This window comes from Streptomyces sp. TLI_185 (assembly GCF_003814765.1).
Classification (GTDB): Bacteria; Actinomycetota; Actinomycetes; order Streptomycetales; family Streptomycetaceae; genus Streptomyces.
This window is the reverse complement of sequence record NZ_RKRB01000001.1, coordinates 7,117,549-7,135,504: the sequence shown is the minus strand read 5'-3', so window position 1 is coordinate 7,135,504 and position 17,956 is coordinate 7,117,549. Positions and strand designations below refer to the sequence as shown.

The following is a 17,956-nucleotide window of genomic DNA, read 5'->3' as shown; positions in this document are numbered from 1 at the left end:
CGTACTACTGCGCGACGGAGGCCGTGGCGGGGACCTCCACCAGGATGGTGCGACGGGGATTGGCGGTCTGGGTGGGAAGATCGACGGAGTGCTCCGGCTGCTGCGGCGTCTGCAGTGCGTCGGCGTCCTCGAGGTGCGCCAGCGTCGTGCGCCGCGGGTTGGCTATGTTGCGGAACATCATCGTCGTCTTCACTGTTGTACGTGACCTTGTCGTCTACGGGCGCCCGGCCGGGCCCTCGGGGCCCTCGCGCAGGCGCGGTTGTCAAAGTGTTACGTCCTGTAAAGCGTCAGGCTAAACATTCAATTCCCTTCCCGAAGCGTGAAGACCCCATGATCAGCATGTGAGTTTCCTCACGACCCGACAGGCAAAACGGTCAATTCAGGCCCGTTGTCGACCCCCACGAAACGGACATTGCCCACCTGAAGCCATCATTCCGCTCCTGATCATGGCGACTAGGACACCGCTCCCACGTGGGTGACTCACACACATAAGTCCGTTATGGACGAGATCACTTTCTACGTCCGGTAATCCTGCACTCACGTGCAGTCACGTGGGTCACGGCATAGTGCTCGGCCCTTGTTGGAGATCCGGCACTGTGCTGGAATTCCACGGACCGCCGCAGGATCGAGCCGGCGCACAGGGGGCGCAACGAGCGCCGCGTTGCGGCGAGAAGGGGAGCCAGCGCCGGTCACTTCACGACCACAGGGGGCGCATTCAGGGCGCCGCCTAAAACGCCGACACCGTGTCTTTCCGTTCACGCGGAGGGGCGCCTGGTCCAGAGGTTGCGACGCTAGTGCAGGGACGTTTCAAGAGGGATGGCAGTGCTTCGGCGGAGCCGGAGCCGCACGGCGGGACTGGCCCCAATGCCGGCAGTCCCTCCCCCCAGCACGCCCAGAACCCGGGCCCGGCCCCGTCGGGCGACGGCGGAGAGCGCTCCGGGCGCTCCGGCGCGTCGGCACCTCCCGGGTCCCCCGGCTCCGCCGCTCCGGCGGTCAAGCCGCCCAAGGGCCCGAGCGGTCCGGGATCCCGCGTGGCGCTGCGCAACTGGCGCATCTCCACGCGCCTGGTGTCGCTGCTCGCGCTTCCCGTGGTGGCGGCCACCTCGCTGGGCGCGCTGCGCATCAGCGACAACATGGACGACATCCAGCAGCTCGACAACATGAAGCTGCTGACGGACATGACCAAGCAGGCCACCGAGCTGGCCGACGCGCTCCAGAAGGAACGCGACCTGTCCTCCGGTCCGCTGGCACACGGCTCCAAGGCGAGCGACTACACGGTCAAGGGCTACCGGGACAAGACGGACCGGGCCAAGACCAACTTCATCGACGCCGCCGAGGAGATCGACACCTCCAACAAGGACGGCTCGCTCCAGGGCGTCCGGGAGAGCCTCGTCGGTGTGGTCGGCGACCTCGAACAGCTGTCGAAGATCCGCTCCACCGCCTACCAGGCCAAGAACAACTCGACCCAGACCGTCGAGGCGTACCACCGTCTGGTCACGCACCTGCTGGACCTCTCCCAGGACATGGCCGAGGCCACCAGCAACCCCGAGATGATCCAGCGCACCCGCGCCCTGGCGTCCTTCTCCTCCGCCAAGGAGTACGCGTCGATGCAGCGCGCCGTTCTGGCGGCGGCGCTCCCCGCGAACAACACCGCGGTCGGCGACCTGTCGGAGAACGACCGGCTGTACGCGCAGTCGGCGCTGGAGAGCCAGAAGTCCGAGCTGCGCAGCTTCCGGAGCATCTACGGCACCGAGACGGCCACCGCTCTCCTCAAGCCCATCGAGGAGAACAACACGACGATCACGGCCAGCGACAAGTACGCCAGCCGTGCCCTCGCCTCCCAGAACGCCCTGGACGACCTGCCGAAGCGCTCGTACCAGGACTGGGTGGACGACAGCTCGACCAAGATCGAGCAGATGAAGAAGATCGAGCACACGCTGCTCGAGGACATGGAGCAGAAGGCCCGCGAGCTGCGCGCCGCCTCCGAGCGCTCGGCGATCATCTCCGGTGCGCTGATCCTGCTCGTGCTCGGCGTCTCCCTCGTCGGCGCCTTCGTCATCGCCCGCTCCATGATCCGCTCGCTGCGCCGCCTGCAGGAGACCGCCAACAAGGTCGCCCAGGACCGGCTGCCCGAGCTGGTCAAGCAGCTGTCCGAGTCGGACCCGCAGGACGTCGACACCTCCGTCGAGTCGGTCGGTGTGCACTCCCGGGACGAGATCGGCCAGGTGGCCGCGGCCTTCGACGACGTGCACCGCGAGGCGGTCCGCCTCGCCGCCGAGCAGGCCCTGCTGCGGGGCAACGTCAACGCGATGTTCACCAACCTCTCGCGCCGCTCCCAGGGCCTCATCCAGCGCCAGCTGTCGCTGATCTCCGAGCTCGAGTCCCGTGAGGCCGACCCGGACCAGCTGTCCTCGCTGTTCAAGCTCGACCACCTCGCGACCCGTATGCGCCGTAACGGTGAGAACCTTCTGGTTCTCGCCGGTGAAGAGCCCGGCCGTCGCTGGACCCGCCCGGTCCCGCTGGTCGACGTGCTCCGCGCCGCCGCGTCCGAGGTGGAGCAGTACGAGCGCATCGAGCTGGCCGCCGTGCCGACGACCGAGGTCGCCGGCCGCGTGGTCAACGACCTCGTGCACCTGCTCGCCGAGCTGCTCGAGAACGCGACCTCGTTCTCCTCGCCGCAGACCAAGGTCAAGGTCACCGGTCACGCGCTGCCCGACGGCCGCGTGCTGATCGAGATCCACGACACCGGTATCGGCCTCTCCCCCGAGGACCTCGCGGCGATCAACGAGCGGCTCGCCTCGCCGCCCACCGTGGACGTCTCCGTCTCCCGCCGCATGGGTCTGTTCGTGGTCGGCCGGCTGTCGCAGCGCCACGGCATCCGCATCCAGCTGCGCCCGTCCGACTCCGGTGGTACGACCGCGCTGGTCATGCTGCCCGTCGATGTCGCCCAGGGCGGCAAGAAGCCCGCTCCGGGCAAGCCCGGCCAGGGCGGTCCCGGTGTCTCCGGCGGTCCGGCCGCCGCGCAGGCCGCCGCAGGTGTGGCCGCCGCACGGCGCCAGGCCGGTGCCGGTGCGCCCGGTGGTGGCGCCCTCGGTGCCGGTGCCTCCGGTGGTGGTCTGCTCGGTGCCGGCCAGGGCCCGCGGGCCGCGCTGCCGGGTACCGGCGACGGCCGTCCGGGTGCGCCCGGCGGAGCGCGTGGACCGCAGTCTCCGGCAGCCCCGCAGCAGGGCCGGCCGGCTCCCGCGGGGGCGGGCGCCGGGTTCGGTCAGGCGCCGGGTGCGCCGCAGGGCCTGCAGGCCGCGGGCATGGGGCAGGACAGCTTCGGCGGCGCTCGTGGCGCCGTACCGCCGCAGTCCTCCAAGAACGCCGACGCCGGCAATGAGCAGGGCCGCGGCCGGCGGGGCCGTCAGCCGCAGCTGCCGGGCCGTGGCGGTCCGCGTGCCGAGCTGCCGGGCGGCAACCCGCAGTCCAGGCCGAGCTGGAGCGACGAGAACGCGCAGCCGCCAGTGCCTCGTGACTCGCTCGACACCCCGCGCGGCCACGACGAGACCTCCCGGATGCCGCGCATCGACGCGACGTCCGAGATGCCGGCGATCCCGCGGTCCGACGACCGTCAGGGCCCCGGTTCCACCTCGGAATTCGCGCGCCCCGACTTCGGCGCCCCGGCGCCGGGCAACCCGCAGCACACCGGCCAGTTCGCCGCCCAGGACTTCGGGGCGCAGCAGCCGAGCAGCAACGGTTCGCAGAACACGGGCCAGTACGTCCGCCCGGACGTCTTCGGCGCTCCGTCCGGCCAGAACGGGCGAGGCGGACAGAACAATCTGAACAACCCGAACAACCCCGCAAACACCGGACAGTTCGCGAGTCCGCAGGCGTACGACGGCAGCTCCACGGGCCAGTTCGCCACGTCGGGCTACGACAACGGCTCCACCGGGCAGCACTCCCTGCCGGGCCGCCAGAACCCCGGTGACACAGGGCAGTTCGAGCGTCAGCAGCCGGGTGGCGACTTCGGTGCTCCGCGGCCGCCGGCCCCGCAGCGTCCGCAGCAGCGGCCCGTCCGCCAGGAGCCCGAGGCACTGCCGCCGGCGCAGGGCCCCGGTGATGGTCGTACGCCCCTGTACGACACGCTGGAGACCAACTGGTTCCACGGCCAGCAGGGCGGTCAGCAGAGCAACGGCTCCGCACCGGCCCCGCAGCAACCGCAGGCTCCGGCCGCTCCCGCGGCCCCGCAGCACTCTGCGGCTTCACAGCGTCCCGCCACCTCTTCCTGGCGCACCTCGCCGAACGACGATCTCGTCCGGCAGGCGGAGCGTGTCAGGCAGCCGGCGGCGGGCGGCGTCACCACCTCCGGCCTGCCGCGCCGGGTGCCCCGGGCGAACCTCGTTCCGGGCACGGCTCAGCAGCAACAGCACCAAGCCGGTCCGCAGGTCTCGCGTGCGCCTGACGACGTACGCGGCCGGCTGACCAATCTCCGTCGGGGCATCGCGCAGGGTCGCCAGGCCGGTACAGGTACCGGTCAGACCGGCAGTTTCCCGAGCCCCACTCACCAGCAGGAGCGTTAGTTGAGCCAGATGAGCCAGGCGGCACAGAACCTCAACTGGTTGATCACCAACTTCGTGGACAACACCCCCGGTGTGTCCCACACCGTCGTCGTCTCCGCCGACGGACTCCTTCTGGCGATGTCGGAAGGCTTCCCCCGTGACCGCGCCGATCAGCTGGCGGCCGTCGCATCCGGGCTGACCTCGTTGACGGCCGGGGCCTCCCGGATCTTCGAGGGCGGCAACGTGGCGCAGACGGTCGTCGAGATGGAGCGGGGTTTCCTCTTCCTGATGTCCGTCTCGGACGGCTCGTCCCTGGCCGTGCTCGCGCACCCGGAGTGCGACATCGGCCTGGTGGGCTACGAGATGGCGCTGCTCGTCGACCGGGCAGGTGCGGTCCTCACGCCGGACCTGCGCGCCGAGCTACAGGGCAGTCTGCTCCACTGATCCACCCAGGATCCACCCCCGTCACCACATCACCGTCCGGCCGCCACAATCCCCCCACCGGCCCCGTCAGACGGCCAGCCCGACCGACTTGCTGTCCCGCCCGGAGGATTCATGACCCCGCCCACCGCCTCTCATGATCCGTACGCGGAGCCGTACGAGGATGAGGGCGACCAGCCACTGGTACGTCCGTACGCGATGACCGGTGGCCGGACGCGGCCGCGCTATCAGCTCGCCATCGAGGCGCTGATCAGCACCACGGCCGACCCGGCAGCACTCATGGGGCTGCTCCCGGAGCACCAGCGCATCTGCCACCTGTGCCGTGAGGTGAAGTCGGTCGCGGAGGTGTCGGCGCTTCTGTCCATGCCGCTGGGCGTCGCCCGGATCCTTGTCGCGGACCTGGCCGAGGCCGGGCTCGTCGCCATCCACCAGCCTGGTGGCGACGAGACGACCGGTGCGCCGGACGTGACCCTGCTCGAAAGGGTGCTCAGTGGACTTCGCAAGCTCTGAACCGAGTCGTGCCACCACCTCCGCCAAGATCGTGGTGGCGGGCGGCTTCGGCGTGGGCAAGACCACGTTCGTCGGCGCCGTCTCGGAGATCAACCCGCTGCGCACCGAGGCCGTCATGACGTCCGCGTCCGCGGGCATCGACGACCTCACGCACACCGGGGACAAGACCACCACCACGGTGGCCATGGACTTCGGCCGTATCACCCTGGACCAGGACCTGATCCTGTACCTGTTCGGTACACCGGGCCAGGACCGGTTCTGGTTCATGTGGGACGATCTGGTACGCGGTGCGATCGGCGCGGTGGTGCTCGTGGACACCCGGCGCCTGGCGGACTGCTTCCCCGCGGTCGACTACTTCGAGAACAGCGGCCTGCCCTTCGTCGTCGCGCTGAACGGCTTCGACGGGCACCAGCCGTACGCTCCCGAGGAGGTGCGCGAGGCGCTGCAGATCGGGCCGGACACCCCGATCATCACGACGGACGCCCGGCACCGAGGTGATGCGAAGAGCGCGCTGATCACGCTGGTCGAGCACGCTCTCATGGCACGGCTGAGGTAACAACCAAATCATCCATGTCGTACGGCAGTTGTCGTAGACGCATCGGAGCCGGCTGTGTGCTTTGACACGGTCGGCCCCGGTGTTCATAACGTTTCGGCAGAGGAATCGGGTGTCACGGCCACGCGTCGTTGCCAATCGGTCTCGCTGCGCTCACATCAGCCCCGTCTTTTGACGGGGCTCGCTCTTTATGACCGATTTATCTAGGGCTTACATCACACGGAATCCTCGCTTTCCACTGTTTGGAAGAGCGCAGGTCGTCGTGCTGGAATGCCTGAACTGCCCAATAGTCAAAGACGTACTCAGTAGTACTGCGTACTCAGTGGCGTACTGGGCTCTGAGACACTGCGGCACAACGTTGGTGCCCGCCGCCGAGAGGTTGTTGGTCGAGTGAGGCGAAGCAAGAACGGTCCCGAGCCGTCGGCCCGGGGCAACTTCACCCCGCCGCCGCGCGGAGCGGCGCCCGCCCCTGTGCCCGGTTCGGAACCGACGGCCGTACCCGCTCCGAGCGGCGGCCGTTTCTCCCCCCGCAACTGGCGGGTGCCGACCCGGCTGAACGCGATCCTGCTCATACCCGTGACGGTCGGGCTCGTCATGGGCGGCTTCCAGGTGAAGAGCTCGATCGACACCTGGCAGGAGGCGCAGGACGCGGAGAACACCGCACGGCTGGTGCGGGCCTCCCTGACCTATGCCAACGCGGTGAACAACGAGCGCGACATCACCGCGGCACCGCTGCTCAAGGGCAAGAGCGCGACCGCCAAGGACAAGGCGACCATCGCCGCGGCCCGCAAGGCCACGGACGAGGCGGCAGACGGCTTCGACGCGGCGGCGCAGAACATGCCGCAGAAGAGCGGCCTGCTGCGCCGCCTCAAGCTGTTCCGCCAGGCCGAGCCGCAGCTGGCCACCCTGCGCGCGATCGCGTACTCCTCCAAGGTCCACGGAGTACAGACCGAGGAGGGCTACGTCGCCGTCGCCCACCCCCTGATGGAGTTCGCCAACGAGCTGGGCCTGGGCACGGGCAACATCACCAGCTACGGCCGGACCGTCTACGCCATCTCGCTCACCCAGGCCGCCCTGTCCCTGGAGCGGTCGATCGGCATGCACCTGCTGATCGCCCCCGGCCCCAAGAAGGACGACCTCGCCAAGCAGCGCGTCGCCCTCTCCTCCTACGCCTACCTCGAAGGCATCGCCATCGAGGAGTACAAGGCGGGCGGCACCGAGGCGGACGCGCAGAAGCTCGTCGACCTCGAGGCGAAGGCCAAGGCCGAGGGCGTGGCCCAGGCCAAGCAGGCCGCCGCGCAGGCAGCGGCCAACAACCAGACCTACGTGCCGCCGCCGTCCAACCCGACGGCCATGGTCACGGCCCTCTCGGCACTGCAGTCCACCGACACCAGCGCCCGCGCCGCGCTCGCCACGCAGGGCATCACCGCGGAGAACTGGTGGGGGGTCACCACCCTCCGGGCCGACGTCTACCGGCAGATCCAGTCGGACATGGCCGACAAGGCCGTGAACGAGGCCTCGGACATCGCCGACAACGCCAAGCGTGACGCCCTCATCACCGGTGCCGCCGTCGTCGTCGCCCTGCTCCTGGCGTTCATCCTGGCCGGTGCCGTGGCCCGCCAGATGTCCCGCTCGATGCGCCAGCTGCGCAACGCCGCCTTCGGCATCGCCGAGCAGCGTCTGCCGATGCTGGTCGACCAGCTCTCGCGCACCGACCCGGGCCGCGTGGACACCCGCGTCCAGCCCATCCCGATCAACACCCGCGACGAGATCGGCGAAGTCGCCCGCGCCTTCGACCAGGTCCACCGCGAGGCGGTCCGGCTCGCCGCCGAGCAGGCCCTGCTCCGTGGCAACATCAACGCGATCTTCACCAACCTCTCGCGCCGCAACCAGTCGCTGATCGAGGGCCAGCTGACCCTGATCACCGACCTGGAGAACAACGAGGCCGACCCGGACCAGCTGGAGAACCTCTTCCGCCTGGACCACCTGGCGACCCGTATGCGCCGCAACGGCGAGAACCTCCTCGTCCTCGCCGGCGAGGAGCCCGGCCGCCGCTGGGACCAGCCGGTCCCGCTGGTCGACGTGCTGCGCGCCGCCTCCTCCGAGGTGGAGCAGTACGAGCGCATCGAGCTCTCCGGCGTCCCGGAGGCCGAGATCCACGGCCGCGCGGTCACCGACCTCGTGCACCTGCTGGCCGAGCTGCTGGAGAACGCGACCACGTTCTCCTCCCCGCAGACCAAGGTCCGCGTCACCGCGACCCGGCTGCCCGACGGCCGCATCATGATCGAGATCCACGACAAGGGCATCGGCCTGACCGCCGAGGACTTCGCGGACATCAACCACAAGCTCGCGAACCCGCCCACCGTCGACGCCGCGATATCCCAGCGCATGGGCCTGTTCGTGGTCGGCCGGCTGTCCGACCGGCACGGCATCCGCGTCCAGCTGCGCCCCTCCGGCGAGCAGGCCGGTACGACCTCCCTGGTCATGCTGCCCGACGCGATCACGCACGGCGGTGGCGGCGAGCAGCAGCCGCGCGACGAGTTCACGGTCTCGCAGATCATCCCGGAGCAGGCGTACCAGGGTGAGGACTTCAACAACGGCCTGCCGATGCGCACGGCCGCGGAGCTCGGCTTCGACGACAGCCGCTACTCCGAGATCCCGGACGACATACGCGAGCTGGACCCCGTCGGCCGCTCACTGATGCGCGAGGAGCGCCGTGCGGCCCTGGAGGCCCAGGCGCAGGACCAGCCGGGTCAGGAGTCGTCCGAGACCCGGTACGCCGACGCGTTCGACCAGCCGTCCTACGACAACGGCCGCGGCGGCTTCCCCGAGCAGCAGCCCGGCGGCTACGACCCGCGCCCGGCCTACGACGAGCCGCAGCAGACTCCGTACGAGGAGCAGCAGCGCCCCGCGTATGAGGAGCCGGCTCCGCGCCCGTCGTACGACGAGCCGTACTACGCGCCGAACGGCGGGCTGCCGCAGAACGACACGTTCTCGTCGAACGGCGGCTACCCCGAGCCCACGTATGCGGAACCGGTCCGCGAGGAGCCCCCGGCCGCCCGTCCCTCCGCCCCGGAGTCCTTCCCGGCCTTCCAGGAGCGGCGCCAGCAGGACGACTGGCCGCAGCAGGACGGCTACCAGAACGGGTACTCGTCCGAGTACGCTCCGGAAACGGAATCTGCGCAGGCCGCTGACGTGAGCGAGAGTGACCGCGTAGGCTTCGACCGTCCGGGACCGGCCTCTTCCGCCGCCCACGCGCTGACCGACGCCGGACTGCCCCGCCGCGGATCCTTCGCGGGAGGTGCGAACGGCACGAGCGGTTCGAACGGCACGAGCGGTTCGAACGGCGCGCGGCACGTGAGCCAGGAGGCGCCGGCCCCCAAGCCGGAGAGCAACGGCAATGGCACCGGCGACTGGCGTTCGGCGAACGACGACCGCTGGCAGCAGGCCGCACAGCTCCGGAAGCCCAAGGCGGGCGGGGTCACCTCCTCCGGCCTGCCGCGGCGGGTGCCCAAGGCCAACCTGGTCGAGGGAGCCGCCGAGACCACCCCCCAGGGCGGCCCACAGGTCTCCCGCGCCCCGGAGGACGTCCGGGGCAGGCTGAGCAACCTGCGCCGAGGCGTCCAGCGCGGACGCAGTGCCACCGGCACAGGCAGTGAAACGAACGGTCAGGGCTTCGGTTCTGACAGCACCTACAACCAGGAGCGTTAGTGTGAGCCCGATGAGCCAGGCGGCACAGAACCTGAACTGGTTGATCACCAACTTCGTGGACAACACCCCGGGGGTGTCCCACACCGTGGTGGTCTCCGCCGACGGACTCCTTCTGGCGATGTCCGAAGGTTTTCCCCGCGACCGCGCCGATCAGCTTGCGGCCGTCGCCTCCGGTCTGACCTCGCTGACCGCCGGTGCCTCGCGCATCTTCGAGGGCGGCAGCGTGAACCAGACGGTTGTGGAGATGGAGCGGGGATTCCTGTTCATCATGTCCATCTCCGACGGTTCCTCCCTCGCGGTGCTGGCCCACCCCGAGGCGGACATCGGTCTCATTGGGTACGAGATGGCTCTTCTGGTCGACCGTGCCGGTACGGTCCTGACACCGGATCTCCGTGCGGAGCTCCAGGGCAGCCTGCTCAACTGACAGACAGACGGTGCGTTTTGGCGTCCCGGGGCCGTAAGGTTTCGGGACGCGGCTCCACAGGGATTGGGTGCCCGGCACGGTCGGAGGAGGAGAAGAGAGTGGCAACACCCCCAGGCGGTTCGAATTCGGGCAACTGGTCGTACGGCCCTGCCCAGGGCCAGGGCGGCGGTTCCCAGAACCCGAACCGCTACAACTTCCCCTCCACCCCGAGCCAGCGGCGTCAGCACCCGTATGCGCCCCAGGGTCCGCAGGGCCCCGGTCCGTCGCCGTACGACCAGCCGCCGGCGCCGCGCATCCAGCCCGTGCAGCCGCAGCGACGTGCTCCCGAGCCGGCGCCCGCAGGGTCGTCGAACAACCCCCTGGTGCGTCCGTACGCCATGACCGGCGGCCGGACCCGCCCGCGCTACCAGCTCGCCATCGAGGCGCTGGTGCACACCACCGCGCAGCCGCACCAGATGCAGGGCCAGCTGCCCGAGCATCAGCGGATCTGCAACCTCTGCCGCGAGATCAAGTCGGTGGCGGAAATCTCCGCCCTCCTGACGATCCCTCTCGGCGTGGCCAGGATCCTCGTCGCCGACTTGGCGGAGGCGGGACTGGTCGCCATCCATCAGCCCGGCGGCGACGAGAACGCCGGCGGCCAGCCAGACGTGACACTGCTCGAAAGGGTGCTCAGTGGACTTCGCAAGCTCTAGCGGCGGTCCTTCCCGCTCCACCACCTCGGCGAAGATCGTGGTGGCGGGTGGCTTCGGCGTGGGCAAGACCACGTTCGTCGGGGCCGTCTCGGAGATCAACCCGCTGCGTACCGAGGCCGTCATGACGTCTGCTTCGGCAGGCATCGACGACCTCACCCACACCGGGGACAAGACCACCACCACGGTGGCCATGGACTTCGGCCGTATCACCCTGGACCAGGACCTGATCCTGTACCTGTTCGGCACCCCCGGTCAGGACCGCTTCTGGTTCATGTGGGACGACCTGGTGCGCGGTGCGATCGGGGCGATCGTCCTGGTTGACACCAGGCGCCTCGCCGACTGCTTCCCGGCGGTCGACTACTTCGAGAACTCGGGGCTGCCGTTCGTCATCGCCCTGAACGGGTTCGACGGCAACCAGCCGTACAACCCGGACGAGGTCCGGGAAGCTCTGCAGATTGGGCCTGACACCCCGATCATCACGACGGATGCGCGGCATCGGGCCGATGCGAAGTCTGCTCTGATCACGCTCGTGGAGCATGCTCTGATGGCTCGCCTGCGGTAAGTGGTTTCTGCGGCTACTGGGCTGCCTCGGACGGTTTGATGCCGTCTGCGGCAGCCCAGTGGCTTGTCGCGCCCACGCGGCGGAGCCGCAAATCGATACAGCCCCGCGCCCCTGAAGACCGAAAGCCGAAGGGCCCCCTCTCTCGCGAGAGGGGGCCCTTCGGCTTCGTACGCGCTCAGTGCCAGCTGTGCGGGGCCCTGAAGCCGGGCTCGCGCTCCAGGCGGCGCCAGCCGGCCTTGGGGCGGCCTCGGTGGGTCTGGACGTCCTCCGACGGGGCGGCTGCCGCGCGGGCCAGGAGGACGGCCGTGATGGCGGCGACTTCCTCGGGCTCGGCGTGGCCCTTCTCGACACGAATGTCAGGGGTGTTCATAGGTCTCAGTCTCCGTGAGAGAGGTTTCCGCGAGGGTGTCGCGGAGGGTCCGCTGGGTTACTGCGGGGGGTTGCCGTGCTTGCGGGACGGCAGATCGGCGTGCTTGGTCTGCAGCATCGCCAGGGAGCGGATGAGGATCTCGCGGGTTTCGGTCGGGTCGATGACGTCGTCGACCAAGCCGCGCTCGGCCGCGTAGTACGGGTGCATCAGCTCGGACTTGTACTCCTTGACCATGCGGGCCCGCATGGCCTCGGGGTCCTCGGCCTCTGCGATCTGTCGCCGGAAGATGACGTTGGCGGCCCCTTCGGCGCCCATCACGGCGATCTCGTTCGTCGGCCAGGCATAGGTGAGGTCGGCACCGATGGACTGGCTGTCCATGACGATGTAGGCACCTCCGTACGCCTTGCGCAGGATCAGCGAAATCCTCGGCACGGTCGCGTTGCAGTAGGCGTAGAGGAGCTTCGCGCCGTGACGGATGATTCCGCCGTGCTCCTGGTCGACACCGGGGAGGAACCCCGGGACGTCCAGGAAGGTGACGATCGGGATGTTAAAAGCGTCACACATCTGGACAAAGCGCGCAGCTTTTTCCGATGCCTCGATGTCCAGGACCCCGGCGAGGGTCTGCGGCTGGTTGGCGACGATGCCCACCACCTGGCCGTCCAGGCGGCCCAGCGCGCAGATGATGTTGCGGGCCCAGCGCTCGTGGACCTCCAGGTACTCGCCGTCGTCGACGATCTCCTCGATCACCTTGGCCATGTCGTACGGCCGGTTGCCGTCCGCCGGGACCAGGTCGAGCAGCACGTCGCTGCGGCGGTCCGCCGCGTCCGTGGACTCCACCCGCGGCGGGTTCTCCCGGTTGTTCTGCGGGAGCAGCGAGAGGAGGTAGCGGACCTCGGCGATGCAGGTCTCCTCGTCGTCGTAGGCGAAGTGGCAGACGCCGCTGGTCTCCGCGTGGACGTCCGCTCCGCCCAGGCCGTTCTGGGTGATCTCCTCGCCCGTCACCGCCTTGACCACGTCCGGGCCGGTGATGAACATCTGCGAGGTCTCGCGGACCATGAAGACGAAGTCCGTCAGGGCGGGACTGTAGGCCGCGCCGCCCGCGCACGGGCCGAGCATCACCGAGATCTGCGGGATGACGCCGGACGCCTTGGTGTTGCGCTGGAAGATGCCGCCGTAGCCCGCCAGGGCCGAGACGCCTTCCTGGATGCGGGCGCCCGCGCCGTCGTTGAGGGACACCAGGGGCGCACCGGCCGCGATGGCCATGTCCATGATCTTGTGGATCTTGGTGGCGTGGGCCTCGCCCAGCGCGCCGCCGAAGATGCGGAAGTCATGGGCGTACACGAAGACCGTACGGCCTTCCACCGTGCCCCAGCCGGTGATCACACCGTCCGTGTACGGCTTCTTCGCCTCCAGGCCGAAGCCGACCGCGCGGTGCCGGCGCAGCTGTTCGACCTCCTGGAAGGAGCCCGGGTCAAGGAGCAGCTCGATGCGCTCCCGGCCGGTCAGCTTGCCCTTGGCGTGCTGCGCCTCGGTCGCCTTCTCGCTCGGGCCGGCCAGCGCCTGCGCACGGATCTCGTGCAGCTCGGCCACTCGCCCGCGCGCGTCCGTCGGCTCACCCGGCGCCTCATCCAAAACGGTCATGTAGTGACCTTACGAAGCCCACCCAAGAAAGCGAGCCGTCGACTCCGTACAGTCTCCGGCCCGTTTTCCTGGTGCCACTGAACAGAACCCCGGCGGCATGCAGGCTTTCCGACTGCTCAGAGGGCGTCCGGCTTGTAGGGGTCGCACAAAGCCGTCAGGTGAGAGTCAGCTCACAACGATGAGTCGCGCATGACACGCCTGGGGTAATCCGGAGCGTCGTACGGCGGCCGGTGCAGAGGACTTCGACGGTGTCGTCGGCCCGCACCACCCCGCGTACCGGGTGGTTCCAGGTGATCTCGAACGGCTCGCCCGTTCGGGGTGGCTCGCTCACGCAGAGGGTAGCGGTGCGGGCGTGGTGGCGTACGAGGACGCTCGCGGCCGCGGAGGCGGTCAGCGGGCCCGCCGTGCCGGGGCCCCAGAAGTTGGCTGCCGTCAGGCCGAGGGAGGGGACGCGGACTCCCTGGCAGGTGCTGTCGTTGGCGAGGAGCGACAGCCAGTGGCGGTCGGCGGCGCGGGAGGTGACGGCACGGCGGGAGGCGCCGGGCATGAGGACGTAGACGTAGGTGGCGTCGGCCGGGTCCGTGCCGTGGTCGAGCCAGAGGGTCTGCCAGCGGCGAGTGGCCCGCTGGGTGGTGCTGGTGGTGTTGATGTCGGACCAGGCGCCGGTGCGGTCCTCGCGGAGGGTGTGCAGCTCGCCACGGGGGACGACCCAGCCGCCGTGGCCCTCCAGATGGGCCCAGCCCCTCCCCCGTACGAACTGCTGCGTCCCGCTCTCCCCCAGGTTGCGGTTGTCCACGACGGTCTCGACCGGGACGCCGTCGGTGCAGGTGATGCCCGCGCCCAGGCAGATCACCGCGTCCGCGACGCAGAACCACGACTTGCGGGCCTGGAGCGTGGAGCCGAGGCCCTTGAGGTGCTGGCCGACGGCCGCGTACTCGCCGTCCGTCGTGCCGCCGACCCAGCGCACGTCCGGCTTGGGTGCGCCCCACTCGCCGCCCGCCCTGTCGGCCAGCGGAAGGGTGGAGACGGTGGTGCCCGGGAGGCGGTACCAGTCGACGGTCGGCCAGAACCAGTCCGTGTACTGGTCACTCCGCCCCTTCGGCCACCAGTAGAGCATTCCGGCGCCCGTGTGCCAGCCGCGCGGGTTCTCACCGTTGCCGCACTCGTAGTACGTGATGCGGTCGCTGCACATGGCGATGCTCGCCGTGAAGTCCGGGCCGCGATGGACGGCGCGGTCCATGGCCGGGAGGAGACGGTGGCCGAGGGGTTCGGGGGCGGCCGGGACCGGCGCGTCGGCGACCGCGTGCAGCCGGGCCAGGTCTGCGACGTCGAACTGACGCGCCGTCAGGATCGGTGTCACGGTGTCCCGTTCGATCCAGCCCTTGATGTACGAGTGCCAGCGCTCGCGTTCCGCCGCGCTCGCCCCGCCGGCCAGCAGGGCGACGGCCGCGATGATCCCCTGCCCGTGGAAGTGGTCGCTGCGCATGACCTGGCGGTCATCGCTCTTGAGATAACCCCGGCTGATCGCACGGCCGTTGACGGCGTCCATCACCAACCCGTCGTGAATCAGGGGTGCGTAGGCGTGCTCGACGCTGTCGAGGATGATCCGGCGGTTCGGGTCGGTGATGTCCCAGTCGGATCCTGCGAGGAGTGTGAAGAGGCGGCCGAGGCCGTCGAGCATGACCTGTCCGTACGTCCCCGAGTACGCCACCCAGGTGTGCTGGACGAACGAGCCGTCCGCGTACAGCCCGTCCCCCTTCGTGACGTACGGGAAGACCGGGGAGAGGGCGTCGCGGGCGAGGGCGAGCTTGGCGTCCGCGCGGCCCAGGATGCCGCGCAGGGCGACCGAGCGGCACAGGTCGACGCGGTTGGCGCCGGTGGAGGTGCCGGAGTAGTCGGTGAGCATCGCGTCGGGGATGAAGTGGTCCACGGCGGCGCAGGCCGCTGCCCGCCGGGCGTCGGTGAGGTCGTCGTACAGGGCGGCGGTGATGTCCATCAGCAGACGGGGGCTGCCGATCTGCCATTCCCACCAGTTGCCGTAGCGGGTGGTGGAGGGGTTGTAGACCGTCGCGGAGAGGTGGTCGAGGCCGCGCAGGACGTCCGCGAGGAGGGCGGGGTCGCCGGTCGAGCCGGTGCCCTGCTGGACGTAGGCCTGGGTCATCGTCCACAGGCGGCCGTAGCTCTGGGTGATGCCGGAGGGCGGGTCGTAGGGGTAGCCGGGCCAGAGGGAGGTGGCGGTGGGGGCCATGGTGGCCTGGGCGGCGCGGGCAAGTTCGCCGGTTTCGGCGAGCCGGGAGGCGTACGGCTCCGCGGTGGGGTCGTAGCCGGTGCCGAGGGCGAGGTCGAGCCAGCGGCGGCGGAGGGCGTCGTAGGGGTCGGGGGCGGCGGCGCGGGCGGGGGGTGCGGCCGTGGCCAGGAGGGCCGCTGCGAGTAAGACGGCTCTGCGGGTGGGTCTCATGGAACCCCTGCGGTGTGTGGTCATGCCATGGGCGTCTACCACCTCAGCGTAACCACGCCAACACTTTGCGGATGATGTTGAAACCCGAAGGGAATAGGTCTACGGTCGTTCCCGTTGAGTAGTTCAACGTTCAACATTCTCACCCAGGGAGCACTGTCATGGCGAACCCCGACCTGACCGCACTGACCGGCGACTACACGATCGACACGGCCCACTCCACCATCGGCTTCACCGTCCGCCACGCCATGGTCACCAACGTCAAGGGCAAGTTCCTCGACTTCAGCGGGTCGCTGCACCTGGACGGCGGCGACCCGTCCGCGTCGACGGCCTCCATCGACGTCAAGATGGACAGCATCGACACGGGGTCCGCCGACCGCGACGGTCACCTGAAGAGCGCGGACTTCTTCAAGATCGACGAGTTCCCGACCATGACCTTCCGCTCGACCTCGGCGGAGGCGCTCGGCGGTGAGGACTACCGCATCACCGGTGATCTGACGATCCTCGGCACCACCAAGCCGCTCACCATCGACCTCGAGTTCAACGGCGCCGCGAAGGACCCCTTCGGCAACGAGCGCGTCGGCTTCGAGGGCAAGGCGGAGATCAAGCGCTCCGAGTGGGGCCTGACCTGGAACGCGGCGCTGGAGACGGGCGGCGTGCTGATCTCCGACAAGATCAAGCTGAACTTCGACATCTCGGCGATCAAGAACGCCTGATCCAGCGCCTGAAGCCGCACGACTGAGCCTTCACGGCATCTGCACCCGAGAGCGCCCGTCCCGCTGTATCAGAGGGGCGGGCGCTCGGTCATGCCCATGGAAACATCAGCCCCAGGGGGACACATGACCAAGAAGTCAGGACCACAGCACTATCCGCGAGCCGACCGCACCCATTGGTACCAGCACCGCTGGCCCGGCGACGCCATGGAGGTCAACGTCGTCGTCCTGCACACCACCGAGGGCCGCACCTTGCCCGACTACGAGGGCGGCCGCATGGCACCGAACCTCACGGCGGTACCGGACCTCAAGGCCCAGAAGCTGACCTGGTACCAGCACTTCGACATCGACGTCTCCTCGCGTGCCCTCGTGAACCTGCCGGGCGGCGTCGAGACGAACACACTCAACGTCTGCCAGGCCGAACTGGTCGGCACCTGCAACCCCGTCACCCACCAGAAGTGGAGGGACGCCGGCAAAGGGCACCTCTACTGGCCCGAGGCCCCGCAGTGGGCGCTGCGCGAGCTCGCCCGGTTCCTGGCCTGGATGCACGAGGAGCACGATGTGCCGCTCAGCGGGCCGAAGCTGTGGCCGCCGTACCCGAAGTCGTTCGGGAGCCGGGCCGGGCAGCGGATGAGCGGGCACGAGTGGAACGCGTTCAACGGGGTGTGTGGTCATACGCATGTGCCCGAGAACCAACACGGTGATCCGGGGGCGATCGACTTCGACGGGCTGATCAGGTTCGCGAAGGCGGCGTTGGACGACTGAGCCTTTCCAGGGCGGCCGCCAGTCTGACTGCTCGCCCTCTGGGCGTACGGGCCGTGAGCAGGGCGAAGATCACCTGGTAGCGATCCGTACGACCGAGGGCGTCGAAGGCCGCCCGGGCCTCGGAGTTCCGGCTCAGGGCCGCCGCCAGGTCCCCGGGGACGGCGGCCTCGCTCTGCGGCTCGTACGCGGCCGCCCACCGCCCGTCCGCCTGCGCGGCGGCGACCTCCGCGAGGCCCGCCGGATGCATCCGGCCGTCGGCTGTCAGCTCGGCGACGCGGCGCACGTTGACCATCGACCAGAGACTGCCCGGTCTGCGCGGGGTGATCTTCTGGAGGAAGTACGAGCCGTCGAGCGCCTTGCGCTGACCGGTGATCCAGCCATGGCAGAGGGCGATGTCATTGGCCTCGGCCCAGTCGACCGAGACCAGCCCCGAGCCCTTCTTGGCGATCTTGACCCAGAGGCCGACGTGGGGGACGGGGTGGGCGATGAGCCAGGCGTCCAGGTCGGCGGCGGAGGCGAAGGCCCGGGGTTCTTGCGGGGCGGGGACGGTCATGACGACACCGTAGGGAGCAAGTAGG

The 17,956-nt window shown here is 69.5% G+C and carries 15 protein-coding genes; 10 read left to right on the top strand and 5 right to left on the bottom strand.

Going from position 1 to position 17,956, the window contains the following annotated elements; genetic code table 11:
• Positions 1–4: 4 nt before the first annotated feature.
• A complete protein-coding gene (locus EDD92_RS33040; protein WP_030943007.1) occupies positions 5–193 on the bottom strand; it encodes a hypothetical protein in 189 nt (62 codons plus the stop codon).
• A gap of 601 nt (positions 194–794) precedes the next feature.
• On the opposite strand from EDD92_RS33040, the gene EDD92_RS33035 reads away from it, so the two are divergent.
• From EDD92_RS33035 to EDD92_RS33000, 8 genes are all read left to right on the top strand, one after another.
• Positions 795–4,562 carry a nitrate- and nitrite sensing domain-containing protein gene (locus tag EDD92_RS33035; RefSeq protein WP_123967698.1) on the top strand — a complete coding sequence of 1,256 codons (3,768 nt, stop codon included), beginning with the start codon at positions 795–797 and terminating at the stop codon, positions 4,560–4,562.
• A 9-nt stretch (positions 4,563–4,571) separates the two neighbouring features.
• Positions 4,572–4,985, top strand: a complete 414-nt coding sequence (locus EDD92_RS33030; protein WP_003973453.1) for a roadblock/LC7 domain-containing protein — start codon at positions 4,572–4,574, stop codon at positions 4,983–4,985.
• Positions 4,986–5,096: 111 nt separating this feature from the next.
• Positions 5,097–5,492, top strand: coding sequence for a DUF742 domain-containing protein (locus tag EDD92_RS33025; protein ID WP_030943001.1), 396 nt, complete (start codon positions 5,097–5,099; stop codon positions 5,490–5,492).
• Positions 5,473–6,048 carry an ATP/GTP-binding protein gene (locus EDD92_RS33020; protein WP_030942998.1) on the top strand — a complete coding sequence of 192 codons (576 nt, stop codon included), beginning with the start codon at positions 5,473–5,475 and terminating at the stop codon, positions 6,046–6,048. The genes EDD92_RS33025 and EDD92_RS33020 overlap by 20 nt, the downstream gene beginning before the upstream one ends.
• A 387-nt stretch (positions 6,049–6,435) precedes the next feature.
• The gene (locus tag EDD92_RS33015) at positions 6,436–9,756 is read left to right on the top strand and encodes a nitrate- and nitrite sensing domain-containing protein (protein WP_185124205.1); all 3,321 of its coding nucleotides are present in this window, start codon (positions 6,436–6,438) and stop codon (positions 9,754–9,756) included.
• Positions 9,757–9,766: 10 nt separating this feature from the next.
• The gene (locus EDD92_RS33010; protein WP_004983065.1) at positions 9,767–10,180 is read left to right on the top strand and encodes a roadblock/LC7 domain-containing protein; all 414 of its coding nucleotides are present in this window, start codon (positions 9,767–9,769) and stop codon (positions 10,178–10,180) included.
• A 98-nt stretch (positions 10,181–10,278) separates the two neighbouring features.
• Positions 10,279–10,872, top strand: coding sequence for a DUF742 domain-containing protein (locus EDD92_RS33005; protein ID WP_030942992.1), 594 nt, complete (start codon positions 10,279–10,281; stop codon positions 10,870–10,872).
• Positions 10,853–11,434: an ATP/GTP-binding protein gene (locus EDD92_RS33000; protein ID WP_026248371.1), complete on the top strand. Its 582-nt coding sequence runs from the start codon at positions 10,853–10,855 to the stop codon at positions 11,432–11,434. Before EDD92_RS33005 ends, EDD92_RS33000 begins: the two co-directional genes overlap by 20 nt.
• Positions 11,435–11,609: 175 nt before the next feature.
• Here EDD92_RS33000 and EDD92_RS32995 read toward each other — a convergent pair whose 3' ends face one another.
• From EDD92_RS32995 to EDD92_RS32985, 3 genes are all read right to left on the bottom strand, one after another.
• Positions 11,610–11,804, bottom strand: coding sequence for an acyl-CoA carboxylase subunit epsilon (locus tag EDD92_RS32995; RefSeq protein WP_123967696.1), 195 nt, complete (start codon positions 11,802–11,804; stop codon positions 11,610–11,612).
• 57 nt (positions 11,805–11,861) lie between these two features.
• A complete protein-coding gene (locus EDD92_RS32990) occupies positions 11,862–13,445 on the bottom strand; it encodes an acyl-CoA carboxylase subunit beta (protein WP_115905692.1) in 1,584 nt (527 codons plus the stop codon).
• Between the two features lie 154 nt (positions 13,446–13,599).
• Positions 13,600–15,903: a polysaccharide lyase 8 family protein gene (locus EDD92_RS32985; protein ID WP_123967695.1), complete on the bottom strand. Its 2,304-nt coding sequence runs from the start codon at positions 15,901–15,903 to the stop codon at positions 13,600–13,602.
• Positions 15,904–16,061: 158 nt separating this feature from the next.
• On the opposite strand from EDD92_RS32985, the gene EDD92_RS32980 reads away from it, so the two are divergent.
• Together EDD92_RS32980 and EDD92_RS32975 are read left to right on the top strand one after the other, a co-directional pair.
• A complete protein-coding gene (locus EDD92_RS32980) occupies positions 16,062–16,616 on the top strand; it encodes a YceI family protein (RefSeq protein ID WP_123967694.1) in 555 nt (184 codons plus the stop codon).
• A gap of 123 nt (positions 16,617–16,739) precedes the next feature.
• Positions 16,740–17,378: a hypothetical protein gene (locus tag EDD92_RS32975; RefSeq protein WP_123967693.1), complete on the top strand. Its 639-nt coding sequence runs from the start codon at positions 16,740–16,742 to the stop codon at positions 17,376–17,378.
• Here the strand turns inward: EDD92_RS32975 and EDD92_RS32970 are convergent.
• Positions 17,347–17,931, bottom strand: a complete 585-nt coding sequence (locus EDD92_RS32970; RefSeq protein WP_123967692.1) for a YdeI family protein — start codon at positions 17,929–17,931, stop codon at positions 17,347–17,349. The genes EDD92_RS32975 and EDD92_RS32970 overlap by 32 nt on opposite strands.
• Between the last annotated feature and the right edge of the window lie 25 nt (positions 17,932–17,956).